This window comes from Amnibacterium soli (genome assembly GCF_039544415.1).
In the GTDB taxonomy this organism is placed as follows: domain Bacteria; phylum Actinomycetota; class Actinomycetes; order Actinomycetales; family Microbacteriaceae; genus Amnibacterium; species Amnibacterium soli.
In genome coordinates this window covers 542220-565569 of record NZ_BAABLP010000001.1, presented here as the reverse complement: position 1 = coordinate 565569, position 23350 = coordinate 542220, and the positions used below count along the sequence as shown (strand labels likewise).

At 74.4% G+C, this 23350-nt stretch carries 33 protein-coding genes and 1 pseudogene; 20 read left to right on the top strand and 14 right to left on the bottom strand.

Annotation, left to right across the window (positions count from 1 at the left end):
- Positions 1-15 precede the first annotated feature (15 nt).
- Positions 16-402, top strand: coding sequence for a hypothetical protein (locus ABEA53_RS02805; protein WP_345479416.1), 387 nt, complete (start codon positions 16-18; stop codon positions 400-402).
- 242 nt (positions 403-644) lie between these two features.
- Entirely contained in the window at positions 645-1073 is a 429-nt protein-coding gene (locus ABEA53_RS02800) for a hypothetical protein (protein WP_345479414.1), read from the top strand.
- A gap of 52 nt (positions 1074-1125) precedes the next feature.
- Here ABEA53_RS02800 and ABEA53_RS02795 read toward each other — a convergent pair whose 3' ends face one another.
- Positions 1126-1395, bottom strand: coding sequence for a hypothetical protein (locus ABEA53_RS02795; RefSeq protein ID WP_345479413.1), 270 nt, complete (start codon positions 1393-1395; stop codon positions 1126-1128).
- 116 nt (positions 1396-1511) lie between these two features.
- On the opposite strand from ABEA53_RS02795, the gene ABEA53_RS02790 reads away from it, so the two are divergent.
- From ABEA53_RS02790 to ABEA53_RS02775, 4 genes and pseudogenes are all read left to right on the top strand, one after another.
- Entirely contained in the window at positions 1512-2054 is a 543-nt protein-coding gene (locus ABEA53_RS02790) for an NUDIX domain-containing protein (protein WP_345479412.1), read from the top strand.
- A 59-nt stretch (positions 2055-2113) separates the two neighbouring features.
- Positions 2114-2457, top strand: a pseudogene (locus tag ABEA53_RS02785) (DUF1348 family protein); the annotation flags it as partial.
- Positions 2458-2580: a hypothetical protein gene (locus tag ABEA53_RS02780; RefSeq protein ID WP_345479410.1), complete on the top strand. Its 123-nt coding sequence runs from the start codon at positions 2458-2460 to the stop codon at positions 2578-2580.
- Between the two features lie 107 nt (positions 2581-2687).
- Positions 2688-3254, top strand: coding sequence for a hypothetical protein (locus ABEA53_RS02775; RefSeq protein ID WP_345479409.1), 567 nt, complete (start codon positions 2688-2690; stop codon positions 3252-3254).
- A gap of 42 nt (positions 3255-3296) precedes the next feature.
- Here ABEA53_RS02775 and ABEA53_RS02770 read toward each other — a convergent pair whose 3' ends face one another.
- Positions 3297-3476, bottom strand: a complete 180-nt coding sequence (locus tag ABEA53_RS02770) for a hypothetical protein (protein WP_345479408.1) — start codon at positions 3474-3476, stop codon at positions 3297-3299.
- Between the two features lie 278 nt (positions 3477-3754).
- Here ABEA53_RS02770 and ABEA53_RS02765 point away from each other — a divergent pair, with 278 nt between their 5' ends.
- Positions 3755-4132 (top strand): bifunctional nuclease family protein, encoded by a 378-nt coding sequence (locus tag ABEA53_RS02765; protein ID WP_345479407.1) that lies wholly within the window; start codon positions 3755-3757, stop codon positions 4130-4132.
- Positions 4133-4172: 40 nt separating this feature from the next.
- On the opposite strand, the gene ABEA53_RS02760 is transcribed toward ABEA53_RS02765, so the two are convergent.
- Positions 4173-4604, bottom strand: coding sequence for a hypothetical protein (locus ABEA53_RS02760; protein ID WP_345479406.1), 432 nt, complete (start codon positions 4602-4604; stop codon positions 4173-4175).
- Positions 4605-4727: 123 nt separating this feature from the next.
- Between ABEA53_RS02760 and ABEA53_RS02755 the strand changes: the two genes are divergently transcribed.
- Positions 4728-5006 carry a hypothetical protein gene (locus ABEA53_RS02755; RefSeq protein WP_345479405.1) on the top strand — a complete coding sequence of 93 codons (279 nt, stop codon included), beginning with the start codon at positions 4728-4730 and terminating at the stop codon, positions 5004-5006.
- Between the two features lie 28 nt (positions 5007-5034).
- Complete coding sequence (locus tag ABEA53_RS02750) at positions 5035-5514, top strand: hypothetical protein (protein WP_345479404.1); 480 nt, start codon at positions 5035-5037, stop codon at positions 5512-5514.
- A 12-nt stretch (positions 5515-5526) separates the two neighbouring features.
- On the opposite strand, the gene ABEA53_RS02745 is transcribed toward ABEA53_RS02750, so the two are convergent.
- Positions 5527-6600: a hypothetical protein gene (locus tag ABEA53_RS02745; protein ID WP_345479403.1), complete on the bottom strand. Its 1074-nt coding sequence runs from the start codon at positions 6598-6600 to the stop codon at positions 5527-5529.
- A 172-nt stretch (positions 6601-6772) separates the two neighbouring features.
- Positions 6773-6949: a hypothetical protein gene (locus ABEA53_RS02740; protein WP_345479402.1), complete on the bottom strand. Its 177-nt coding sequence runs from the start codon at positions 6947-6949 to the stop codon at positions 6773-6775.
- A gap of 211 nt (positions 6950-7160) precedes the next feature.
- Between ABEA53_RS02740 and ABEA53_RS02735 the strand changes: the two genes are divergently transcribed.
- The gene (locus ABEA53_RS02735) at positions 7161-8210 is read left to right on the top strand and encodes a hypothetical protein (protein ID WP_345479401.1); all 1050 of its coding nucleotides are present in this window, start codon (positions 7161-7163) and stop codon (positions 8208-8210) included.
- A 10-nt stretch (positions 8211-8220) separates the two neighbouring features.
- On the opposite strand, the gene ABEA53_RS02730 is transcribed toward ABEA53_RS02735, so the two are convergent.
- Complete coding sequence (locus tag ABEA53_RS02730) at positions 8221-8664, bottom strand: BLUF domain-containing protein (protein WP_345479400.1); 444 nt, start codon at positions 8662-8664, stop codon at positions 8221-8223.
- Positions 8665-8775: 111 nt separating this feature from the next.
- Between ABEA53_RS02730 and ABEA53_RS02725 the strand changes: the two genes are divergently transcribed.
- The 3 genes from ABEA53_RS02725 (at position 8776) to ABEA53_RS02715 (ending at position 11171) form a co-directional block, all read left to right on the top strand.
- Positions 8776-9858 carry a hypothetical protein gene (locus ABEA53_RS02725; RefSeq protein WP_345479399.1) on the top strand — a complete coding sequence of 361 codons (1083 nt, stop codon included), beginning with the start codon at positions 8776-8778 and terminating at the stop codon, positions 9856-9858.
- 114 nt (positions 9859-9972) lie between these two features.
- Complete coding sequence (locus ABEA53_RS02720) at positions 9973-10140, top strand: hypothetical protein (protein ID WP_345479398.1); 168 nt, start codon at positions 9973-9975, stop codon at positions 10138-10140.
- Between the two features lie 143 nt (positions 10141-10283).
- Complete coding sequence (locus tag ABEA53_RS02715) at positions 10284-11171, top strand: MBL fold metallo-hydrolase (RefSeq protein WP_345479397.1); 888 nt, start codon at positions 10284-10286, stop codon at positions 11169-11171.
- Between the two features lie 9 nt (positions 11172-11180).
- Here the strand turns inward: ABEA53_RS02715 and ABEA53_RS02710 are convergent, their stop codons facing one another.
- From ABEA53_RS02710 to ABEA53_RS02695, 4 genes are read right to left on the bottom strand one after another with little or no spacing between them, the layout of a single operon-like run.
- Positions 11181-11849: a response regulator gene (locus ABEA53_RS02710; protein ID WP_345479396.1), complete on the bottom strand. Its 669-nt coding sequence runs from the start codon at positions 11847-11849 to the stop codon at positions 11181-11183.
- On the bottom strand, positions 11846-13066 hold the full coding sequence (locus ABEA53_RS02705) for a sensor histidine kinase (protein WP_345479395.1): 1221 nt from the start codon (positions 13064-13066) through the stop codon (positions 11846-11848). Before ABEA53_RS02705 ends, ABEA53_RS02710 begins: the two co-directional genes overlap by 4 nt.
- A 5-nt stretch (positions 13067-13071) precedes the next feature.
- On the bottom strand, positions 13072-13887 hold the full coding sequence (locus ABEA53_RS02700; RefSeq protein ID WP_345479394.1) for a hypothetical protein: 816 nt from the start codon (positions 13885-13887) through the stop codon (positions 13072-13074).
- A complete protein-coding gene (locus ABEA53_RS02695) occupies positions 13884-14837 on the bottom strand; it encodes an ABC transporter ATP-binding protein (RefSeq protein WP_345479393.1) in 954 nt (317 codons plus the stop codon). Before ABEA53_RS02695 ends, ABEA53_RS02700 begins: the two co-directional genes overlap by 4 nt.
- A 417-nt stretch (positions 14838-15254) precedes the next feature.
- On the opposite strand from ABEA53_RS02695, the gene ABEA53_RS02690 reads away from it, so the two are divergent.
- Both ABEA53_RS02690 and ABEA53_RS02685 read left to right on the top strand, forming a co-directional pair.
- Positions 15255-16130, top strand: a complete 876-nt coding sequence (locus ABEA53_RS02690) for a hypothetical protein (RefSeq protein WP_345479392.1) — start codon at positions 15255-15257, stop codon at positions 16128-16130.
- Between the two features lie 66 nt (positions 16131-16196).
- Positions 16197-16490, top strand: coding sequence for a DUF2277 domain-containing protein (locus tag ABEA53_RS02685; RefSeq protein WP_345479391.1), 294 nt, complete (start codon positions 16197-16199; stop codon positions 16488-16490).
- 15 nt (positions 16491-16505) lie between these two features.
- On the opposite strand, the gene ABEA53_RS02680 is transcribed toward ABEA53_RS02685, so the two are convergent.
- Positions 16506-17753, bottom strand: coding sequence for an MFS transporter (locus ABEA53_RS02680; protein WP_345479390.1), 1248 nt, complete (start codon positions 17751-17753; stop codon positions 16506-16508).
- Between the two features lies 1 nt (position 17754).
- Between ABEA53_RS02680 and ABEA53_RS02675 the strand changes: the two genes are divergently transcribed.
- On the top strand, positions 17755-18084 hold the full coding sequence (locus tag ABEA53_RS02675; RefSeq protein WP_345479389.1) for a hypothetical protein: 330 nt from the start codon (positions 17755-17757) through the stop codon (positions 18082-18084).
- Between the two features lie 7 nt (positions 18085-18091).
- Here ABEA53_RS02675 and ABEA53_RS02670 read toward each other — a convergent pair whose 3' ends face one another.
- The 3 genes from ABEA53_RS02670 to ABEA53_RS02660 are packed head-to-tail and all read right to left on the bottom strand — an operon-like array spanning position 18092 to position 20428.
- On the bottom strand, positions 18092-18655 hold the full coding sequence (locus ABEA53_RS02670; protein ID WP_345479388.1) for an MFS transporter: 564 nt from the start codon (positions 18653-18655) through the stop codon (positions 18092-18094).
- Positions 18595-19350: an MFS transporter gene (locus ABEA53_RS02665; RefSeq protein WP_345479387.1), complete on the bottom strand. Its 756-nt coding sequence runs from the start codon at positions 19348-19350 to the stop codon at positions 18595-18597. Before ABEA53_RS02665 ends, ABEA53_RS02670 begins: the two co-directional genes overlap by 61 nt.
- A 7-nt stretch (positions 19351-19357) precedes the next feature.
- Entirely contained in the window at positions 19358-20428 is a 1071-nt protein-coding gene (locus ABEA53_RS02660) for a CDP-glycerol glycerophosphotransferase family protein (protein WP_345479386.1), read from the bottom strand.
- Between the two features lie 157 nt (positions 20429-20585).
- Here ABEA53_RS02660 and ABEA53_RS02655 point away from each other — a divergent pair, with 157 nt between their 5' ends.
- The 4 genes from ABEA53_RS02655 to ABEA53_RS02640 all read left to right on the top strand — a co-directional run bounded on the left by ABEA53_RS02655 (position 20586) and on the right by ABEA53_RS02640 (position 23350).
- Entirely contained in the window at positions 20586-21341 is a 756-nt protein-coding gene (locus ABEA53_RS02655) for a ribonuclease E inhibitor RraB (protein ID WP_345479385.1), read from the top strand.
- 32 nt (positions 21342-21373) lie between these two features.
- Positions 21374-22303, top strand: a complete 930-nt coding sequence (locus tag ABEA53_RS02650) for a chloramphenicol phosphotransferase CPT family protein (RefSeq protein WP_345479384.1) — start codon at positions 21374-21376, stop codon at positions 22301-22303.
- Between the two features lie 59 nt (positions 22304-22362).
- On the top strand, positions 22363-22698 hold the full coding sequence (locus ABEA53_RS02645; RefSeq protein ID WP_345479383.1) for a hypothetical protein: 336 nt from the start codon (positions 22363-22365) through the stop codon (positions 22696-22698).
- A gap of 187 nt (positions 22699-22885) precedes the next feature.
- Positions 22886-23350 (top strand): class I SAM-dependent methyltransferase, encoded by a 465-nt coding sequence (locus ABEA53_RS02640; protein WP_345479381.1) that lies wholly within the window; start codon positions 22886-22888, stop codon positions 23348-23350.

The window sequence follows — 23350 nt, the reverse complement described above, 5'->3', positions numbered from 1 at the left end:
TGGGAGGCCTCACCGATGAGCATCGGTCACGAGCAGCGCGAGTCCTCGAGCGGGGTGCACGAGCTGATGACCCCCGAGGTGAACGTGCAGCGGATCATGCGGACCGGCACCGTGTGGTTCGCCGCTGCGATCGGGACGGTCGGCGTCTTCCTCGGCCTCGTGCTCGCGTCGGGCTGGCGTCCGGCGAGACTCGCGGCGCCCGATCAGGTCCTGTGGTGGATCGGCGCGCTCGTCGTGGTGCTCAGCATCGGCCTGCTCGGCTGGTCCGGGTGCCCGATCCTCGAGGTCGACGTCCCGACCGCCGACCGCAACAAGACGCGAACGATGCAGTGGGGCACGGCGCTGTTCATCATCGGCGGAGCGCTCGCCGCCACGGCCCTGCTGCTCGGCGCGGGGAGCTGACGCCGGGGAACGGGCCGGCGATCCGGCACTTCGTGCGGCAACGGCCCACTCGATTCCGCTGGCGACACCGAGGACCAGCGGACGCGCTCGCCCCGCCGAACCACCCGACGGCCGCCGGCCCGCCGAGCCGCACCGACTGGACCCGTCGACCTGAAAGCACAGCGGCCGCTTGAACACGATTCCAGCGTCCCGCTCCGACTCCTGCGCTTCCCTCCGGGCAGCCGCGCCGATAGCTTCCGAGCGTGAGCGCCGACTCGTCCCTCGACGTCATGCAGCGCGACGCGCATCCCAGGCTGCTCGAGCGCAGAGGCGGTGCGGTGCTCGTCGTCCTCCTGCTGACGCTCGGCGCATTCGTCGCACCGGTCATCGGCTGGCTCGTCGGCGTCGTCCTGCTCTGGAGCTCGGCGGGATGGCGGACGCTCGACAAGACGCTCGGGACGGTCATCGGCCCGGTCGTGATCGGGATCCCTCTCGTCCTCCGCCTCCTCCACCCTGAGATCGCGGTCAGCGACTGCACCGACAACGGCTTCTGCGCGCCGTCCTTCCATCTGACCTGGTACCAGGACCTCACGAGCGTCGGCGCCTGGCTCCTCGTGACGAACATCGCCCTCGCCATCTCCCTCCTGCTCCGCTTCCACGTCGGTGGCGCGCGAAGGACGCCCGAGCACTAGTCGGCCCCGCGTGTCCTCGGCGGCGCGGAAGGCATCGCTCTGCCGCGCGCGCTCAGCCGCAGATGAAGCCGGTCTTCGGGTCGATCGCAGAGAGGAAGTCGCGGATGCCGTCCGTGACGCGCTCGTCGGAGGCGGGCCCTGAAGGCAGTGCGGCCGGCGTCGGGGAGTGCCCGTCCCGCATGCCGAAGGCGGCCGGAGCGCCCGACCCGAATCCGTACCCCGGATTCGGGCCCGTCAACCAGACGCAGTCGTACCGACCGTCCTCCCCGAGTCGGACCAGGAAGGTCTCGCCGTCGACGACGAACTCGCGCTCCACGGACACCCGCCCATGATCCTGCGCCCGCAGAGGGCCCGCACTCGAGCGGACGCCGCTCCGACCCGTCTCCTGGGCCACCCGTCGCAGAGTCGGTCGCCGACCGCGTGAGCCAGGATCGACGCATGGCCTGGCCCGTCACCTCCACCCGCACCGTCTACGAGAACCGCTGGATCCGCGTGGACGAGGACGCGGTCGTCATGCCCGACGGCTCCCCCGGCGTCTACGGGGTCGTCACGATGCGGAACGACGCCGTGTTCGTCGTCGCGCTCGACGAGGAGGACCGGGTGCTGCTGGTCGAGGTCGACCGGCACACGGTCGGGGTCTCGCTGGAGGTGCCCGCGGGCGGCTCCGACGGCGAGGACCCGCTGATCGCCGCGCAGCGGGAGCTGCTGGAGGAGACGGGCCTCGCGGCCGGCTCGTGGACGCGCATCGGCGGGATGACCGCGCTGAACGGCATCTGCCGGGCGCCGGAGCACGTCTTCCTCGCCCGGGACCTGCGCGTCGTGTCCGACTCGTCCGCGGCGCGGCATGAGGAGGGCATCACGTCGCTGTCCTGGCTGCCGCTGTCGGAGGTGCCGCAGGCGGTGGCGACCGGCCGGATCACCGACTCCGAGACCCTCGCCGCGCTGCTGATGGCGCTGGTCGCGGTGGGCCGCGTCGACTGAGAGCTCGCCTCCCTGTCGGCGCAGTAGCCGTGACGCACCGGGCGTGCGACGCTCGGACCATGCCGCGCCCGCCGCTTCCGCCGTTCACCGCTGAGACCGCCGCCCGGAAGGTGCGCGCCGCCGAGGACGGCTGGAACGGGCGGGACCCGGAGAAGGTGTCGCTGGCCTACACGCCGGACTCGCGATGGCGGAACCGGTCGGACTTCCTCCGCGGCCGCGAGGACATCGTGCGGTTCCTCGCCGACAAGTGGGAGCGCGAGCTCGAGTACCGGCTCGTCAAGGAGCTCTGGGCCTTCACGGACGATCGCATCGCCGTCCGCTTCGCCTACGAGTGGCACGACGCCTCCGGCTCGTGGTTCCGCTCCTACGGCAACGAGAACTGGCGTTCGACGCCGACGGCCTGATGGCCGAGCGGCACGCGAGCATCAACGACGTGCCGATCGAGGAGGCCGACCGGCTCTTCCGGTGGGACCGTTCGGCGCCCCGCCCTGCCGATCACCCGGGGCTGACCGAGCTGGGGCTCTGAGCCCCCGCGAGCCCGCGGCTTCCGGGGTGCGGCTGGGGCGCTGACCTGGGCGCCCCGTATGGTGCACCGGTGAAGAAGATCGGGTTCGCCGGAGTCGCCCTCGCCGCATGCCTGGCCCTGAGCGCCTGCTCGGGCAGCCCGGCGGCCTCGACGTCCACGAGCGCACCGCCGCCGCGTCCGCGTCGGCCTCCTCCACCCCGTCCGCGTCCGCCTCCCCGTCGCAGGAGGCGAGCTCCGGGCGCTCGATCGCGGGCAAGGGCTACCGATACACGGTGCCCGAGGGCTGGGGCGAGCCGAAGACGGACGTCGGGCAGTCCGCGGCCGACACCCTCGCCGCGGACCTGACGGACAAGGACGGCTTCGCGGACAACGTCAACGTGGTCGTGGTCGACGCCGGCAGCGTGACGTCCGAGCAGATCGAGTCGCAGGGCCCGCAGCAGCTGAAGTCGGCCGGCTTCACCAAGGTCGCGCTGGAGGACCGCGTGCAGGTCGCCGGCGTCGAGAGCCCGCACATCACCGCTCTGCAGAAGGGCGGCACGTACCGGGTCGACCAGTTCTACGTGCTCCGCAAGAGCAAGGGCTACATCGTCACGTTCTCGTTCAGCCCGAAGGTGTCGGAGTCGGACCGCCAGGCCGTGACCGGCCCCGTGCTCCAGTCCTGGAACTGGAGCTGACCGGACCGTTCGATCGCCGACTCGTGCAGCGGTCGGCGCTGCTCAGGAGCGCTTCGCCGACCGTCGCCGCGCCCGGTCGCGCAGGGCGCGGCGCACCGGCTTGAGCCCCGGCGACGTCCACAGCAGCGCGGCCCGCTGGTAGGGCGTGTAGCGCTGCCGCGTGGGCCGGTCGAGCACGCGGCCGACCTCTCGGGCGATGCGGGTGAGCTGCGTGAAGAGCACGGGGTTCCTTCTTCTCGGTGCCGTGAGGCGCGTGCTGTCGTTCCGGTCTGCGCGAGCGACGCCGGCGATGCCGACGTCGAGGAAGAGGGGCAGCAGGCCCCGGGTGTCACGGCCTTCGTCGCTTTCGCAGCATTCGTGCAGTGGAGGGGCGCCCAGCGCCTGAGCGTCATGCTGACGATTCGGTCACGATCAGGTCTCTTCGTGACGAAATGGTCCGTCGATCCCTCTTTCCTATGGCGCCCTCCTCGAGTGGAGGCGCAGGGAGAGGAGGGCGACGGGTGCGCCGGATCGAGTTCGAGCGCGTCGAGCTGATCGACGACGACCGCGCGATCGTCGTCCTCGCCGGCGGCGCGGTCGTCCCCGCGCTGCGGATCTGGGTCGGGTCGCGGGAGGCCGCGCTCGTGTCCATCGCCGCGACCGGCCGACGCTCCTCGCGTCCGCTGACCCACGACCTGATCCAGACGCTGATGCACGACTTCGGGCTGGCGCTCGAGTGGGTCCTCATCGCCCACGGCGAGGACGGGTTGTTCGTGGCCGAGCTCGTCGTCTCGGGCGGAGGCGGTCGATCGCGGATCGACTGCCGACCCGCCGACGCGATCGCCCTCGCGCTGCGGGAGGGCGCCCCGATGTTCCTCGCCGACGAACCCGCCTCCTAGCCGCCGCCGGCGCTGCGGCAGCGTCCGTGCTGCCGACGCGTCAGCTGCTCGCCGCGGGGTTGATCACGACGAGCTGGCCGCCCAGCTTCGGCTGGAGCTGCCGGACGTGCCGCCCGGTCAGGAGCCAGTTCGCACCGATCAGGACCTCGGTCTTCGGCGGAGCGCTGCCGGGGTCGTCGCCGCTCGAGGCGGTGTCGCGGAGCAGCTTCACCTCGCCGACCAGGTCGGCGGCGGTCCAGTAGGTCGACAGCGTGACGCCGTCGCCGCAGGTGCCGGACTGGGCGGCGGCCTGGATGTCGTCGTCCTCCACCCACACCGGGCACCGGCCTCCGGCATCGGTGTAGGCCGACTTCAGCGCGTCGAGCGTCTGGTGGCTCGCGGGTTTCGGCGCGCTTCCCGCCGTGGAGCTCGCGCACCCCGACAGCAGCACGACCGCCGCGGCGAGGACGGGGACGACGGAGATGATGCGCACGCGGGCACAGTATCGACGGCGCACCCTCGACGCCGCGAGGTCGACCGGCCGGGTCCGGGCGGGAGGGTTTCGGCTCCTGACGAATGGTGTGCGGGTACGTCCGGTGCGCGGCACCGTCGGGGCATGACCGGAACGAGCACCGCGACCCTGCGGGTCACCCACCTCAACGCGAACTGGACCCCGGCCGCGACCGGCGACGGGACCTTCGCGCTGCTGGTGGTCACGGAGGACGGCGGTCGGCGCACCACTTCGATCAGCGCGGGCGATCTGACCGCCCTCGCGAGCATCGTCCGGGACGGGGTCGTGCTGCTCTGGGACCCCGAGGACGACGTGCTGGTGATCGGCAACCTGCACGGCCGGTGGATCCCGCTCGACTGGTCCGGTCGCGGTCCGCGCGCCTGAGGCGGACGGCGACGCTAGCGTCGGCGCCGTGTTCCATCGCACCTTCCGGCGGAGGTGGACGTCGCCGGCATCCGCGTCGGTCACCTGGGCCCACCTCGCGGACCCCGCCGCCGTCGCGGCCTCCTCCAGCCACCCGACCGTCGTGGCGATCGAGGGACCGCTGCAGGTCGGGTCGGTGTGGGACGAGTACCACCTCGACGACGGCTGCGACTTCGACTCGGTCCGCTGGCGATGCACCGCCCTCGACGCCGACCGCTCGATCACGATCGAGGGGCTGCAGTCCGGCGCGCTGCAGCGCGCGACGACGCTCCTGCACGTGCGCGACGACCGGGTGGAGGTCGAGTCGGTGCTGCGGGTCAGCCCGTCGCTCCGCGCACCCGGCGGCCTCCTGGACCGGGCGCTCCTGCGCGCGCTGCTGCTGACGCCGTTCGGCAGGCGGATGCTGGCGGAGGCCTTCGACCAGTCGGTCGACGACGACCTGCGCGCTCTGACGGCACTCGCCGCCTGACGGCGCCGGGCGTCAGCGCGCCGTCACCACGGTGTGCGGCGTGCTCCGCACGCTCGCGAGGCGCACGATGCGCCGCTGATCGGGCGAGTCGAGGAGGATCCGCCCCAGTCCGGCGGTGATCCCGCTGCCGTGCAGGCCCCAGCGCACGCGCGAGTGCGTGACCTTCCCGGTCAGGCCGACCTTCGTGAGCCGGCTGCGGACGCACGGCCCGAGGTCGGTCGTGTCCTTCCCGACGGCGCTCGACCCGACCGCCACGAAGGCGGTGGTCGGGCAGACCGTGCGGTGGTCGCTCATCCAGACCCTCCGGCTCGTCGTGAGGGAGAGCAGCACCTCGCCCGAGTGCTTCCCGTGCGAGTGCACGTCGCACACGACGACCGAGCTCGTCGGTCGTCCGCAGGTGGCGTCGTGGCCCGCTCCTGCGGCGTACACGGTCCGCCACCTGCCCGGCGGCGCGTACGGCATGTAGCGGATGAGGCCGGTGCTGTCCACGTCGACGTCGTTCTGCGCGGAGACCAGCACGCCCTTCGGGCCGGACGACGCCGTGAAGAGCGAGCTGCCGGGGATCGGCACACCGAGGTCGGTGACCGCGCCGGTCGTCGACCAGCGCACCAGGTGCGCGCCCGCCGCGGCGCCGACGTCGCGCTTCGCGACCCATCCGCCGGGCGCAGCGCCGGCGTAGTCGTCGGAGGCGGGGAGCTCGGTCGTGCCGTGCGCGCCGGTGCGGAGGTCGCGCCAGCGCACGTGCTCCGGCAGGGCGGGGTCGTGGTCCGGGTCGAAGATCGAGTTGGGGCGGGCCGACTGCGTGACCGTGGAGCCCTGCACCGTCGGGAACAGCTCCGGGTCGAAGTCCGTCAGCAGGTGCCGCCCGCCGGAGCGGCCGATCCAGTACAGGGTGCTCCTCTTCGTGAGGTACAGACCGGCGACCGACGCGGTCTTCTGCCGGTAGACGAGGTAGTCGTCCGACGCCGACACCGGCAGGACGCGGGGGTGCTTCGCGGAGGCGGCCTCAGCAGGAGCGGCGGCACCGAGCCCGGAGACGACGGTCGCCCCGACCGCGACGGCGGCGACGACTGCTCGGCGCACCACCGCGCGTCGAAGGATCGACCGCCGACGAGCGGTGCCGGTTCGTGAAGACCTGGCGGACGTCGACACGTCGGGCCTCGTCATCGAGCGCATGCTGCATGGAACCGGCGAGGGGTCGGCGGTGCAAGCCCCCACGCGAGTCACGGGGGAAGCCGTGGCAGCGCGCCTGCGCCGATCAGCCCGCGGGGCGGTTGGCGGAGAGCATCGCGATGCCGCGGACCGTGCGGTTCCGCTCGGCGCCGCGCTCCGCCTCCGGGCGCGGAGGCGTGGCCTCGCCGAGGTCGACGACGCCGTTCGTCTGGTCGAAGACGTGCGGCTCGAGGTCGGCCGGCTCGGAGTGTTCGCGCTGCATCGCTGCTCCCCTGCGGATGGTCCGGCGGGCTCACCCCGTCGTGAGCGCGACGGTATACCCGCGGCTCGTCGCAGGCCAGGGCCCGCCCACGGAGTCCGGGGCGGCCCACTCGATCTGGGGGTGAGGACGGTGCATCCGCCCCTCATCAGGCGATCTAGCCTCGAGAGGACCGTTCCGTCCCGCTCGCGGGACCCTGTTCCGGAAGCAGCGGATGCGCCCGATCCTCCTGCGGCTCACGGCCGCCGCCTCGGCGTCCGCGGTGCTGCTGGCGCTCGGCTCGCCCGCGCTGGCGGCGGACGCCGGCCGGAAGCGGACCGTTCCCGGCACCGTGACGACGCTCTCGCAGTCGAAGGTCGCGTACCCGTTCGGGCCCTCGAGCGTCTGGCGGGCCTCCGTCACCCGGTCGAAGGTGGCCGCGGACTCCCGCCGCCAGGTCGAGCACCTCGTCGGCTCGATCACGGACCGGTACGCCGGCGTCGCCGCCTTCAACGCCTACCAGTACAACAGCCCGGTCTACGTGGTGCCGCGGTCCACCCCGAAGCGCACCATCGCCTTCTCGAACTGCCAGCGCAAGTCGTACGTCCCCTCCGGCCTGTTCGGCGCGAAGGGGCAGTTCACCGGCGTCCCGATCCCCGCGAAGGCCGTGCCGGCGAAGGGCACCGACGGCACGCTGAGCATCTACTCGCCCGCCACGGACCAGCTGTGGGAGCTGTGGAAGGCGCACCGCAGCGCCGACGGCACCTGGTCCGCCTGCTGGGGCGGTCGCATCGACCACGTCTCGACGAGCCCCGGGTACTTCACCGGGGGCTTCGGCGTCGCCGCGACGGGCCTCTCGATCACGGGCGGCCTCGTGCAGTACCGGGAGATCGCGAAGGGCCGGATCGACCACGCGATGTCGCTCGCGATCCCCCGCGCTGCGCGGTACGACCGCTTCGTCTACCCCGCGCAGCGCAGCGACGGGTGGAGCACCGACCCGGCCGCGCTGCCCGAGGGCACCCGGCTGCGGCTCGACCCCCGGGTGAAGGTGTCGAGCTTGCACCTGTCGCGCGCCGGCAAGGTCATCGCCCGGGCGGCGCAGCGGTACGGGTTCATCGTCACCGACACCGCGGGCGCGGTCTCCGTCATCGCCGAGGACGTCTCCTCCTCCATGGGACCGAAGCGCGAGAACTGGGCGACGCTGCTGAAGGGCCCGTCCTACAGCGTGCTGAAGGGCTTCCCGTGGAGCCGGATGCAGGTGCTGCGGCCCGAGGCGAAGCGGTAGCGCCGCTCCGTCAGCTGCGGAACCATGCGCGGATCCGTTCGGTCCTGGTCGGGGCCGGGGGCAGCTCGTCCCTCGCCTCCAGGAGCGCCTCGAAGTACTCGTCGAGCCGCATCGACTCCAGCTCCGCGACGTGGCCGTGCGCCATCGCCCAGTCCGGGAAGCGCCGCCCCGACTGCGTCTCCTCGACGAGGACCCGGACGTGCTCGTGGCGGGGATCCTGCGCGATGCGGTCCATGAGCGCCCGCACCGCCTCCTCCGGCCCCTCGAGCGCCTGCAGGAAGCGGCCGTTCTCGAGCAGCAGCATGCCGGTCACGCCGTTGTGCCGGTTCCAGGACCGGGAGGAGGCGAGGATCTCGTCCACGTCGATCGACCCCAGACCCGCGACCGCCGCGCTGTGGTAGATCACGGACAGGATCGAGGGCCGGGCGCCGAGCACGACATCACGAGACCACATCGACCCTGAAGGACCGGCAGGGGCTGCGGGCGACGCGTGACATCCAGCCCGTGAGCGGACATCCCCTTCCGGAGCCGCACATCGCGCGCGGCCGGAGAACGGGAGGCCCTCGTGCCCAGAGCCCTGATGTTCGGTCTCGTCGCGGCGCTCGTCGCGAGCGCGGTCGGCGCCGCACCTGCGCAGGCCGCGGTGCCGCGCGCGCACGTCGTGACGCTGGCGGGCAGCGACGGCTACCTCGTCTACAAGGTCGAGCGATCGACGAAGGCCGTCCACCCCCATGACGTCGGAGGCGCCGTGTACGACCGCGACCGGAGGGGACGGGTGCAGGCGCTGCGGCACTTCGCGGACGGCGTCGGGGTGATCCAGCAGACCGGGCACAGCGTCGTCGAGAAGACGTTCACGAACGTCCCGGTCGACGGTGGCACGATCGGCGTCCAGCGCGTGCGGTACCGGAATCTCACGACCCGGCAGGAGCACGTGACGACGCTGCGGCCGTTCGAGTCGATGGCAGCCGTGGCCCCCGACGGCTACCTGGTGCGGCACGATCTGGGCGGCGGTGACGGCGGCAGCACCGCCGGCACCACGACGCTCACCTACCGGCACGCCGACGGATCGACCGCCGACATCGCGGTCCCGTTCGCGCACGGCCAGGACTACGCGCTGGGGGCGACCGACACGGGACTCATGGCCGTCAGCCCGGGCAGCGACGAGCAGACCCTTCCCTCCCGCGTCGCCTACATGACCTGGGCGCGCCCCGGCGTGTGGCGACAGCTCTACGACGCGGGGCGGCCCCGGTACATCGGGTGCGCCCCGTCGAGCAGGACGGACGTCGCCTGCCGGGTGGACGGCCTGGACAGCGGCGGCCCCGGACTGGTGCTCCTCCGACTGCGGGACGGGCACGCCACCTGGCTGCACCGGACGCACCCGAAGGCCTGCACCGCCGTCACCTGGGCGACGAAGGGCTCGAGCCTCTGGGCGCTCGAGACCAGCGACGCCGGGGTCTGCACCGAGGGAAAGCTCTTCCGCCTGCAGGAGGACGGCGCACTCGTCGGTGGCAGCAGCCGGTACCGCTTCGACGCGGCCGGCGGGATCGAGACGGCCTACGGCCGGGCCGTCGTGGGCGACCGGGACCAGCGCCACCTGTACTCGACCACCGGCGTGACCCGGAAGCCGGTGCTCGTCGTCACGGCCTGATCGCGCAGCGCGGCGGACCGCGCGGGCGGTCCCCGCGCGATCCGGCCACGGGGCGTCGTCCGACCTGCTCGGCGGGGATAGCGTGTGCGCACACGCCCGCGACAGGAGCACCGCATGGCAGCAGAGCTGCGCGAGATCGACGAGCACGTGTTCGTCGTCGACATCGAGTGCGGACTCGAGGAGGACTGGGGCGACGACACCATCGGCGCGGGCGTCCGGCTCGACGAGCACAACGAGCTGACCCACCCGGAGATCGCCGCGGAGACCGCGCCGACGCGGTGAGCCGCTCCGGCTGACGCCGTCGTGCGCGGTCGATCGCCCGCGGGAAGATCGGTGGTACCACCGACGCCGCAAGAGGTGCCGGGCTGGTCGAGTGGTCCTCGCGATGCCGCCGCGCGTGCGGCGGCTCGCGGACAGGAGCACCGATGACCGCAGCGCCCGCCCCCGTGTCCGAGCTCGACCTCGGCTCGATCACGATCACCTACCTGCCGGACGGCGAGTTCCGCGCCGACCCGGCGATCGCGTACCCGACCGGGCACGACGACCTCTTCGCGGACGGCCTCGACGTCGTCGACGAGGACGGGATGCTGCTGCTGAGCATCGGCGCGATCCTCGTGCGCACGCCCGCGCACCGCGTGCTGATCGACGTCGGCATCGGCGACCGCACGATCCCGCTCGTGCGACCCGGCGCCGCGCGGGACGCCTTCATGCGCGGCGGCGCGCTGCTGCGGAACCTGCGCCGGCTCGGGGTCGAGCCCGAGCAGATCGACGCGGTGCTGCTCACGCACCTGCACGCCGACCACGTCGGCTGGATCGGGGGCGGGAGCGACGGCACGACGCCGACCTTCCCGAACGCCGACTTCTGGGTCGCGGACGCGGAGTGGGCCCACTGGAACCTGCCGGAGACCCGCGGCGAGGCGGTCGGCCCGCGGCAGCACGAGCTCGACCTGATCGGCGGCCGCCGGCGGTCGCTCGCCGCGGGCGTCGAGCCCGTGCCCGGCATCACCGCGGTGCCGACGACCGGGCACACGCCCGGGCACGTCGCCTTCGAGGTGCGGGGCAGCGGCGGCAGCGCCCTCGTCGTCGGGGACGCCGTGCACTGCCCCGCCGAGGTGCTGCGCCCCGACCTGCGCTGGGTCGGCGACGTCGACCCGGGCGCGGCGGTCGAGACGCGCCGGGGCATCGCGACCCGCCTGGACGGCTCGGAGACGGTTCTGGTCGGGCCCCACTTCCCCGACGTCGTGTTCCGGCGGTACGACCGGGCCTCCTCGCCGCAGCTCGTCCCCCTCCTCCCCGCGGACCGAGGTGCATAGCGCGCCCGGTCAGGCCCTGCCGGGTCCCGCGAGGCCGTGCTCGTACGCGTAGATGACCGCGTGCACGCGGTCGCGCAGGTGCAGCTTCGACAGCACCCGGCCGACGTGCGTCTTGACCGTCGACTCGGACAGGAACAGCTGCGCGGCGATCTCCTGGTTCGAGGCGCCCGCGGCGAGCGCCTGCAGCACCTCGCGCTCGCGCTCCGTCAGGCCGTCGTCCGCCTCCTGCGCGGTCGCGGCGGGGAGGATGCCACGGGTCAGCTCGATCATGCGGCGCGTGACGCGGGGCGAGACGATCGCGTCGCCCGAGGCGACGGTCCGGACCGCCCGCAAGAGCTCGTCGCTCGCCACGTCCTTCAGCAGGAAGCCGCTCGCGCCCGCGTGCAGCCCGCCGAAGGCGTACTCGTCGAGGTCGAAGGTGGTCAGCAGGATCACCCGGACGGCGTCGGACTCCGCGGTGATGCGCCGGGTCGCCTCGATGCCGTCGAGACCGGGCATCCGCACGTCCATCAGCACGACGTCCGGGCGCAGCTCGTGCACGCGGCGGATCGCGGCGGCGCCGTCGGCCGCCTCCCCCACGACCTCGAGGCCGTCGGCGGCGTCGAGCACCATGCGCAGTCCCACGCGCACCAGCTCCTGGTCGTCGACGAGCAGCACGCGGATGCCGGAGGCGGTCATGCGGGGTCTCCCTGCGGGGTGTCGACGGTCATGCTGAGGCGGGTGCACCAGCCCCGCCCCTCCTGCGACCCGGCCTCGACCGAGCCGCCGTAGAGCGCGGCCCGCTCCCGCAGACCGACCAGCCCGCGACCCGTGCCGACGGACGGTGCCGGCGGGCCGGCGGCGCCGTCGTCCGTGATCTCGACCACGGTCTGGCGGGCCAGGCGCACCCGCACGAGGACCCGGCTGGGGAGCCGCGCGTAGCGGAGGGCGTTCGTGAGGCCCTCCTGCACCGCGCGGTACACGACGAGCTGCGCCGCCGCGTCGAGCACGGCCTCGCCGCTGCGCTCGAGGACGACCGGCAGCCCGGCGGACCGGTAGGTGCCGATCAGGGCGTCGAGGTCGTCGAGGCCGGGCTGGGGCGCGTGGCCGGCGCCGGGCTCGTCCTCGCCGAGCACCCCGAGCAGCCGGCGCATGTCGCGGAGCGCGCCGCGGCCGACCTCGCCCACCTGCTCGACGGCCGCGCGGGACCGCGCAGCGTCCGACTCGGCGGTCGCCGCGGCACCGTCGCTGAGCCGGACCATGACGCTGAGGCCGTGCGCGACCACGTCGTGGAGCTCGCGCGCGATCCGGCCGCGCTCCTGCACCACGGCGAGCCGGGCCCGCGTGTCGCGCTCGGCGGCGAGCTGCTCGGTCCGCGCGAGCACCGCGGCGAGGTAGCGGCGGCGGTCGCCGACGCTCGCGCCGATCAGCAGCGCGGCGACGAGGAACACGATCGCGAGGAAGGGCGAGCGTCCCAGCGCCTCGCCCTCCGCGTACTGCAGGGTCAGCACCGCCACCACGAGTACCGCGGCGCCGGCGACGGCCGCCCGCGTCGACCGGTGCACGGCCAGCGAGTAGACCGACACCGCGAGCGGGACGACGAGCGGTCCGCGGTCGTCCACGGCGCTCAGCAGCACGGCGGCGCCCGCGACGACCAGCGGGAGGACGGGGCGGGTGCGGCGCACGAGCAGCGCCGCGCTCGTGAGCAGGATGGCGACGGACCACGGGCCGCCGAGCACCTCCCACAATGGGCCGGTCAGCCCGACGCGGTCGACCTGCACCCACCCGGCGAGCAGCGCGATCACGACCACGAGCACGTCCACCGCGCGCGGGTGGGCCGCGCCGAAGCGGCGGACCACCCCGGGCGGCCGCGGCAGCCGGAGGTGGTCGTCCGTCGCGCGAGCAGCGGCCGCCATGGTCCTCAGACGTCCCTGCGGACGAGCGCGACGCCGGCGGCCGCGGCGGGCACGGCGAGCCAGAGCGCGGTCACGACCGCGTCGCCGGCCAGGGCGCCGGGCCCGGCCGGGTCGTGCAGCGCGGTCAGCATGGGGGCAGCGTAGGTGAGCACGAACGGTCCGAGGTCGACGCCAGTCACCGCGCCGAGCAGCCCCGCGACCGTGCCGCCGACCAGCAGGACGGCGAGCACGATCGCGATGCCCGCCGCCGTGCTGCGGGTCAGCGTGCCGACGGCGAGGGTGAGGACCGCCACGATCACCAGGAGCACCGCGCCCGACGCGGCGTCCCCCGCGGTCGCGGACCACGGCTGCGCGAGGTGCGCCTGCGCCATGAACGGCGCCGAGACGGCCGCGCCGACGAGGAGGCCGATCGCGGCGAGCACCGCGGTGGCCGCGACGAGGACCAGGGCCTTCGCCGCCAGGACGACGAGCCGGTGCGGCACGGCGAGGTAGGTGCTGACGGCCGCCCTCGCCGTGTACTCCGACCCGGCGAGGATCGCCGCGAGCACCACGGCGCCGAGCTCGCCGGCGTGCACGCCGATGCCGAGCACGTCCTGCCAGCCGAAGGCGGGCGGCACGCCGACCGGCCCGTTCGCGGCGGTCTGCGCGTACGCCCACGCCCGCAGCAGCATGCCCGCGGCGATCAGCAGCGGCAGCGCCGCCATCGAGATCCGCAGGGAGCGGAGGGAGGTCGTCTTGCCGGCCTCCGCGCGCAGCACGCCGCGGAAGCGCACCCGCCGCTCGGTCGCCGTCGTGGTGCGGGGATTCTCGAGGGCGGTCATCGGCGGGGCTCCTTCGTGCGCTGGGCGGGGCGGGGCTCGTCGCCGGCGGCGGTCGAGCGGTACTGGACGGCGTCCGCGGTGAGGGCGAAGTACGCGTCCTCCAGCGAGCGCTCGACGGCGGTGAGCTCGGAGAGCACGACACCGCGATCGGCCGCGATGCGGGCGACCTGCTCGGCGGTGAGGCCGACGACGTCGGCGGCACGCGGCTCGGTCTCGCTGACGGAGCCGCCCGCGGCGATCAGCGGCCCGACGAGGCGGGCGAGGTCGTCGGCGCGGAGTCGCACGAGCGGCGCGGCCTCGGCGGTCAGCAGCTCGTGCAGCGGCGCGTCCGCGAGCACCCTGCCGGCCCCGAGGACGAGCACCTGGTCGACGGTCTGCGCGACCTCGCTCATCAGGTGGCTCGAGATCAGCACGGCCCGCTCCTCCGCCGCCATCCGCCTCGTGAGCGCGCGGATCCAGAGGACGCCCTCGGGGTCGAGCCCGTTGACCGGCTCGTCGAGCAGGATCGTGCGCGGGTCGCCGAGCAGCGCGGCGGCGATGCCGAGCCGCTGCGTCATCCCGAGCGAGAAGGTGCCGACCCGGCGTCGGGCCACCTCGCGCAGACCCGTGAGCTCGAGCACCTCCTGCACGCGGGTCCGCGGCAGCTCGTGCGTGTCCGCGATCGATCGGAGGTGGGCGGCGGCGGTGCGACCCGGGTGGACGGTCCGGCCGTCGAGCATCGCGCCCACGCTGCGGATCGGCGCGGCGAGGTCGGCGTAGGCGCGGCCGTCGACGGTCGCGCGGCCGGACGTCGGGCGGTCGAGGCCGAGGATCATGCGCAGCGTCGTGGACTTGCCCGCGCCGTTCGGGCCGAGGAAGCCGGTGACCCGGCCGGGCTCGATGCGGAAGGAGACGTCGTCGACGGCCGTGCGGGTCCCGTAGCGCTTGGTGAGGTGGCTGACTTCGATCACCCTCCCGACGCTAGGAAGGCGCAGCCCGCGGCGGATCGACCGGACGGGTCATCGCCCGTGGTACCGCGGGACCACGTTCCTCCTGCGGGCGCATGCGGTCGGGCCCTCGGGAGGATCCGCGACCCGTTCCCCTCCTCCTACCGTCGCCCGGTGCAGCGGATGTCGACGCGAGCGGTTAGCGCCGCCGCCGGTCCGGACATGTACCGGACGTAGGGAGGAGCGCAGCCGCCGTGCCTACCGCAACGCACCTCGACCAGGACGTGGTCGACAGCACCGACGACGCCGACGTGCGCATTCTGCGGCCGGGGCGTCTCCTGCAGCGGCGCTGACCACGGGGCCCGAGCATCTGTGACACCGCCGCCTCCACCGGACATACCCGGGTGGAGGGCGCATCCTGCGCTCGACGAGGAGGACCGCATGCACACGTCGTCGACTCGGATCCCCGGCCGCTCGAGGCTCGGAGGCCCGGCGCGGCGCATCGCCGGCGTCGCGGCCGTGGCCGCCGCCGCGGCGCTGCTCACCGGTTGCACGGCTCCCGCGGAGGAGCCCTCCGCGACCGTCGCCGTCGGCTCGCCGACGACCGCGGTCGGCCGCTCCGCGACGCCCGAGCCGACCGTCACCGCCTCCGCGACCCCGGTCGCGTCGGCGACCGCGACCGCCGCCCCCTCCCCCGCCTCCTCGCAGCAGGGCAGCGGGAAGGGCTGCTCGCCGAACGGCGTGCGGATCCCGGCCGGCGCGGACACCGCGACGATCCGGGACGTCGACGAGACGGACTCGGACGCCGTCGAGTTCTACTCGGAGACCCCGGCCTTCGAGTTCGGGGTGCACACGAAGTCGGGCGCGACGATCGTGCTGCCCGACGACCTGGCGGGCCCGGCGATGCACAACGGGTGGATGACGAGGTTCGCCGTCAACGTGCTCGCGGTGACCGATGACGGCAGGACCGCCACCCTGCACGCGTTCGTCGACTGCCGCTTCGTGCAGCCGAAGGGCGTCGACGGGCGCCCGTACTCCTTCGCCCTGCGCGGCTTCGGCACGAAGGGCACCGGCGTCGGCTGCTCCTCGTACGTCGACGGCACGCTGGGGCTCGTCGGGCTGGACGCCGTGCGCCTGGCGGACGGGCGCTACCGGATCGACACCACCCCCGTGAACGTGTCCGCCGACGGCCGCACCGCGACGAACGGCACGACCAGGCGCGGCACCACGACCTACGCGGCGGACAGCGAGCAGGTCCAGGAGGCGAACGGCTCGTCCTGCAGGGACGTGCCGATCGTGCACACCAGCGGCCGCTGAACCGCGCCGCAGCCTCCTCGGCCGGACCCCTGGCGGACCCGCTCGGCGACGCCTATGGTCGCGCGCATGTGCCGGAACATCCGCTGCCTCCACAACTTCGAACCCGCCACGAGCGACGCCGAGGTGCGGGAGGCGGCGCTGCAGTTCGTGCGGAAGGTGAGCGGGTCGACCCGGCCCTCGCGCGCGAACGCCGAGGCCTTCGACGAGGCGATCGACGAGATCGCCGCCGCGACCCGGCGGATGCTCGACCGTCTGGTGACGACCGCGCCGCCGAAGAGCCGCGAGCTCGAGGCGATCAAGGGCCGGGAGCGGCACGAGAAGCGGATGGAGCGCGAGGTCCGCATCCGCACCGCCGTCTGACGCGCCGCCTCCGGATCAGCGAGCGCCGGAGGGGCGCCCCGCGTCGGCATCGGCGTGCGCGATGTGCGCGAGCTGCCCCCACAGCGCGACGACGAGCACCGCCGAGCCGACGAAGGCGAACCAGAACGGCGCGACGACGCCGAAGCCCTCCGCGAGCGCGCCGCCGATCGCCGAGCCGATCACCAGGCCGCCGAAGTTCGCCACGGTGTTGACGCTGCCCACCCGGCCCTGCAGCGCCTGCGGCACGGCGCGCTGCCGGACCGTGACGGAGGTCGTGCCCCAGACGAACGCGTGGGCGCCGAAGACCGCGAACACGACGTACGCGACCCACGGCGTGGTCGTCAGCGCGAGCGCGAGGTGGGTCGCCGTCTCCACGAGCAGCCCGACCCGCATCAGCGCCGCCAAGGACACCCGTCGGGTGAGCGCGCCGTAGCCGACCGTCGCGACGATCCCGCCGACCGCGATCACGGCCGTGATCGCGCCGTACCCGAGCGGGCCGAGCCCCAGCCGCTCGGTCGCGTAGAGCACGAGCACGGACCAGGCGGTGCCGTAGGTCGTGTTGAAGAGCAGGATCGTCAGCACGAGGGTGCGCACGTTCGCGTGCGCCCAGGTCCAGCGCAGCGCCTCCCCGATCTCGCGGTGCGGCGCAGCGGACGGCCGCGCGGGCGCGGCGGGCAGCACGATCCGGGTCACCAGCAGCGCGCCGGCGAGCAGCAGCACCGCCTGCGCCGCGAACGGCCACGCGGAACCGGCCGCGAACAGGAGGGCGCCGACCGGCGGTCCGACCAGGTTCTGCAGGGTGACGAACCCGCCGAGCAGGCGGGCGTTGCCGAGCGCCAGGTCGTCGCGCTCGACGACGACGGGCAGCAGCGTAGCCTCCGCGCTGTCGCCGAACACCTCCGCGACCCCGAGCAGGAACAGGGCCGCGAGCACCAGGGCGATGCCGACCGCGCCCGTGACCACCGCGGCGACGAGCACGCCCAGCACCACGACGCGCACCAGGCCGGTTGCGACGACGATCCTCCGCCGGTCGACCCGGTCGGTCACGACCCCGGCGACCAGCCCGAGCACGAGCGGCGGCAGCCACTGCAGCGCCGCGGCCAGCGCGACCAGGACCGGCGAGCCCGCGAGCCGTGCGACCAGCAGCGGCCCCGCGGCCAGCGCGAGCCCGTCGCCGAGGTTCGAGGTCCACGTGGAGGCGAGCAGCCAGCGGAACGAGGCGCCGATCCGCGCGGGCGCCACCGCCTCCACCAGCCCGCTCACGGTGGAGCACTGTAGGACCCGGGGGCGCCGGGCGCTCCGCAACGGGCCCGAGGAGGACGCTGCTGCCGCGACGGTCGAGGCGGAGGGGCTCGCGGCGCCGATCCGGGCGACGGGCCGCGACGAGGAGCAGTGCGTGCGGACGGTGCCCGACGACCTGGCCGCCGCCGTGGTGCGCCGGCGCGTCCGCCGGCTCGCAGCCGCCGACGGCGTGCGGGTGCGGATCGCGCGGCCGGGCGACGCCGCGGTCGTCCTGCGCCTCGACGCGGCGGTGTGGACGCGGGACGCGGCGACCGTGCGCCGCACGCTCGCGCCGGAGGCGCTCGCGCGCTGACCCCGGGTCAGCCGACCCGCGGCCGACGTCCCGCCCGCACCGCGAGCACCGGGACGAGCAGCAGCGCCAGCGCGCCGCCGAGCAGCGCGAGCACGCCGTAGCTCGTCATCGCGACCACGACGCCGGAGGCCGCGCCGCCGCCGGCGCCCGACAGGGCGACCAGCACGTCGACCCGGCCCTGCACGCGGCCGCGGGTCGCGGGCGTCGTCGCGTCGACGACCATCGCGGTGCCGGTGATGAGGCCGAGGTTCCAGCCGAACCCGAGCAGCACGAGCGTGATCACGCTCGAGGCGACCGTCGCGTCGAGCAGGGCCGCGGCCAGCCCCGCGAGCGCGAGGAACACGCTGGACGCGATCGCGACCGGCGTGCGCCCGACCCGGTCGACGAGGGCACCCGTCAGCAGCGACGGCAGGTACATCGCGGCGATGTGCAGGCCGATCACGAGCCCGATCGCGTCGAGGCCCCGGTGGTGCTGCCGCATGTGCACCGGCGTCATCGTCATCACGGCGGTCATCGCGATCTGCGCGACGACCAGCACGGTCGCGCCGGCGACGACGCCGCGCAGGTCCATCCCCCCTCCGCGGCGCCCGTCGCGCTCGACCGCGCGGCCTCCGCGCTGCGCCGGGCGAGGAGGTAGGGGTCGGGCCGGAGGAGGACCGTGATCGCGAGCCCCGCGGCGAGGTAGGCCGCGGCGGCGAGCAGGAACGGGCCGGCCAGCGCCGGCACGCCGAGCGCGGTCGCGACCCGCCCCATCGGCGTGACGAGGTTCGGTCCCGCGACCGCGCCGACGGTCGTCGACACCAGGGCGATGCTCACGGCCGTGCCCCGCCGCTGCGGCGCGGCCAGGTCGGTGCCCGCGTACCGCGACTGCAGGTTCGTGGCGGACCCGGCGCCGTAGACGAACAGCGCCGCGAAGAGCAGGGGCGCGGAATGCAGGGCGGCCGCCGCGACGACGCCGACGGCGCCCGCTCCCCCGGCCGCGAAGCCGAGGCCGAGCCCGGGCCGCCTCCCGAACCGGTTCGTGAGCCGGCCGACGAGGTAGGCCGTCAGCGCCGAGCCGACGGTCAGCACCGCGACGGGCAGGCCGGCGTAGCCCTCCCCGCCGAGCAGCTGCGCGGCGAGCAGGGCGCCGACCGTCAGCCCGGCGGCGAGCCCGGCGCCGCCGAGCACCTGGGCGAGCACGACGACGGCGAGCGTGCGGCGCTGCACGCGCGCCAGCTCGTCGGCCGTCAGCGCGGGCGGTGCCGTCTCGACGCGCTCGGACACGAGCCGCTCAGCGGGGCCGGAGGGCGTCGAGCACCCGCTCGCTCGCGCGGCCGTCCTCGAGGGCGCACCACCGCTCGACGAAGCGGGCGTACCGCTCCGCCTCCGCCGCGGCGAGCGCCGGCAGGTCGCGCAGCGCGTCCGCGAGCGCCTCCTGCTCGAGCACGACCGGGCCGGGCCCCTCCGTCTCGAGGTCGAAGGTGAAGCCGCGGAGGCGGTCGCGGTACCGCTCGAGGTCGTAGGCGAACAGCACGATCGGCCGGCCGGTGACCGCGAAGTCGAACATGGACGACGAGTAGTCGGTGACGAGCGCGTCGGCGACCAGGTAGAGGTCGGCGATGTCGGGGTGCTCCGACACGTCGAGCACCGTCTCGCTGCTCGCCGGGCGCGGCTGGTGCCACATGTAATGGTGCAGGCGCAGCAGCACGACCGCGTCGTTGCCGAGCGATGCGGCGAGCGCCTCGGCGTCGAGCCCGAGCGGCGCGTCGACGCCGACGTCGGCCTCGTCGTCGCGGTAGGTCGGGGCGTAGAGCACGGCCTTCGTGCCCTCGGCGATGCCGAAGCGGGCGCGGAGGCGGGCGCGGCGCTCGGCCGCGTCGGGGGCGAGCAGCACGTCGTTGCGGGGGTAGCCCGTCTCGAGCACGCGCCCCGTGTACCCGAAGGCCGAGCGCAGCAGCCGCGTGCCCTCCGGCGTCGGCGAGACCAGCAGGTCCCAGCGCGCGATGTCCTCGTCGAGCTCCGCCATCACGTCGTCCGCCGGCTGCGATGCGGCGTCGCGGTGGATGCGCTTCAAGGGGGTGCCGTGCCAGGTCTGCAGGTACACCGCGCCCGGCTTCTTGCGCCAGGAGTCGAGCTGGATGTGGGTGTTCGAGACGACGACGTCGGCGGCCTCGAGCGCCGCGACCGCCTCCGGGGTCCCGATGGGCACGGTCGGCACCTCGGGCGGGAAGGCGTCGATGCGGCGCATGTCCGCCAGCCACAGGTGCTCGTCGCCCGCGTCGCCGCGGGCGATCAGCGTCTCGTACAGCGCGCGCGGGTTGTCGGCCCAACGGCCGTTGTGCGCGTTCCAGACGACCTTCACGCCGTCCCCCTCCTCGTCGAGCCCGACCCGACGGGCCGTCCGGTGACCTCCTCGGCGGGATCGCCGTGCACCTGCGCCGTGATCGTCCCACGCCGCGGGGACGCCGGTCCTCCGCGCCCGGGGCGCGGGCGTCGGCGATCGGGACGAGGATCGACGCATGCCCAGCGACCCCGGCGACGACCTCGACCCGCTGTCGCGCGACTGGCAGCAGCAGATCCGGGCGCAGAACGCGGAGCTGTGGGAGGTGTGCGAGCGCAGCGGCGTCACGCCCGACACCCTGATCCGGGTGCGCGGCCGCTTCGGCACGTGGGACGACGAGGACGTCGTGCCGATGCAGCGCATCCTCGAGACGGACTACGGGTACGAGGTCGAGGTCGGGCGGGAGCCGGACGGCAGCGGCGGGATGCCGTGGGTCCTCACCGCGGTGCTGCCCGTGGGCACCTGGACGCTGCGCGCCATCGACGAGTGGACCGACGAGATGATCCGCGCCACCCGTCCGGTCCCCGGCCTGGTGTTCATGGAGTGGACGGCCGCGACCGTGCGGCCGGCGCCGCGGCTCGAGCAGGACCAGCGGGCGCACCACCGGGACAACATCGAGATCTGGCAGCAGCTGCAGCGGCACGGCGTCACTCCGGGCACCCCGCTCACGCCGGACGCGAACTTCTGGGCGCGATCCGGCGCGGAGGCGGAGGACCTCGCCGTGCACCTCCGCGACGGCTTCGGCTACAGCGTGCGGGTGGAGGTCGTGAAGCAGGGCTTCCTGCGCCGCCGGCACGTCTGGGCCGTGGAGGCGTCCACGCCGCCGATGACGCTGAACCCCGACGCGATCGACGCGTGGACCGATCGGATGGTCGAGGTCGCGGCGCAGCACGGCGCGGAGTTCGACGGCTGGGGCACCGAGGTCCCGGGCTGAGCCGCGGGCGCCTTCGGGTGCATGCTGCTGCGATGTCGCGCGAGCAGGAGTTCCTCGACCGGATCCGGGCGTCCTTCCGGCTGGTCGAGGACGACGAGGCGTGGGTGGAGTGGGTCGCCGGCCGCGTCGACGGCGATGCGGTGGTGGTGCTGTACCGCTGGATCTCCCAGGTGCGCGGCCGGTTCGAGACGCACCCGGTCGACGCCCGCCGCTGGGTGCTCGACGACTACGGCCGCGAGGTCTTCAGCGACCCGGCCGCATCGCTCGACGACCTCGCGTCCGAGGCGATCCTCGAGATCCAGGAGCCGGACGGACCCGGACGGCACTTCGACGTGCCGTGGGCGGACGGCCTCGTGCCGGACCCCGCCGCCGTGCGGTGGCACGGCTCCGCGGTCGAGCAGGCGACCGCCGTCGCGCTGGCGCAGCACACGCGACCGCGCGTCCTCGTCTGCAACGGCGGCTCCAGCTCCGGCAAGTCGAGTCTGACCCGCGCGCTCCAGCTCGTCCTGCCCGGGGTCTGGCTGCGCTTCAGCGTCGACACGCTCATCGACGCCTGCCCGCCCTCGCTGCTCGCGCCGGACGGGCTGGACCTGGCGCCCGACGGCGAGGTGCACGTCGGCGCGGCCTTCACGGAGGTCGAGGAGCGCTGGATGGCGGGCATCGCGCGCATGGCGGAGCTCGGAGCGCAGGTGCTGGTCGAGGACGGCTTCGTCAGCGGACGCGCGGCGCAGGAGCGGTGGCGACGGGCGCTGCAGCACGTGCCGGTCGGCTGGGTCGGCGTCCGCTGCGACCCCGGCGTCGCCGCCGACCGCGAGCGGATGCGGGGCGACCGCGGCGAGGGCATGGCCCGGCTGCAGGCGGAGTCGGTGCACGTCGGGATCGACTACGACCTGGAGGTGGACACGACGGCGCGCGAGCCGGCGGAGGTGGCCGACGTGGTCCTCCAGCACTGGTTCCGCTGACCGCCCGCAGGTTCGCCGATCCGGATCCGCGAGCACCCGCTCGCGCTCAGCCGACGCGGGTGCCGCTCCAGCTCGTCGCGCAGCCGAAGAACAGCGGCCGCCGCTCCTTCCCGCTCGTCGGCATCGACGAGTACGCGTCGTGGACGCGCGACGACGGGCTGCCGCTCGACCCGTGGCTGCGCACGCACGTGCGGATCGGCGGGCGGATCCTGGGCACGGCCCACGCCTCCCAGGTCCTCCGGGCGCCCGTCGCCGCATGGGCGGAGTGGACGGGCCCGGCCTTCGAGACCTCCGGCGACCACGTCGTGCCGGGCGGGCTCGGTCCGCTGCGGATCGACCTCGATGCGGACCTCGGCTCGATGACCGAGGGAAACGTCCGGGTGCAGCACCGCTGACCGTCCGACCCGGGTGGTTCGGTGCAGCCGTGATCGAGCGCGATGCGGCAGCGGCGGACCTCGACCTCGTGACCGAGGCGTACGGCGCCGCGGCGCCGTCGTACATCGAGCGCATCGGGTCGGCGGACCTGGCCGACGCCGAGGACCGGGACCTGATCCGGGACTGGGCGCGGCGGTGCACGGTCCCGTGCTCGACGCCGGATGCGGCCCCGGGCACTGGTCGGGGCACCTCCACGACCTCGGGGTCGCGGTGGAGGGGGTCGACGCGACGCCGCGGTTCGTCGAGCACGCGCGGCGCACGTGGCCGGGCGTCGACTTCCGGCTCGGCGACCTGCGACGGCTCGACCTCGCGGACGGCTCGCTCGGCGGCGTCCTCTCCTGGTTCTCCGTGATCCACACCGACCCGGAGGAGGTCCCCGGCATCCTCGCCGCATTCGCCCGCGCGCTGCGGCCCGGCGGCCGCCTGCTGGTCGGTTTCTTCAGCGGCGACCGCCTCCAGCCGTTCGACCACCGCGTCGTCACCGCGTGGGCATGGCCCATCGACGGGTTGAGCGCGGCGGTCGAGGCGGCCGGGTTCACCGTCGAGAGCACGCGCGACCGGGTCGCACCGAACGGCAGGCGCAACGCATCGCTCGTCGCGCAGCGCCCCTAG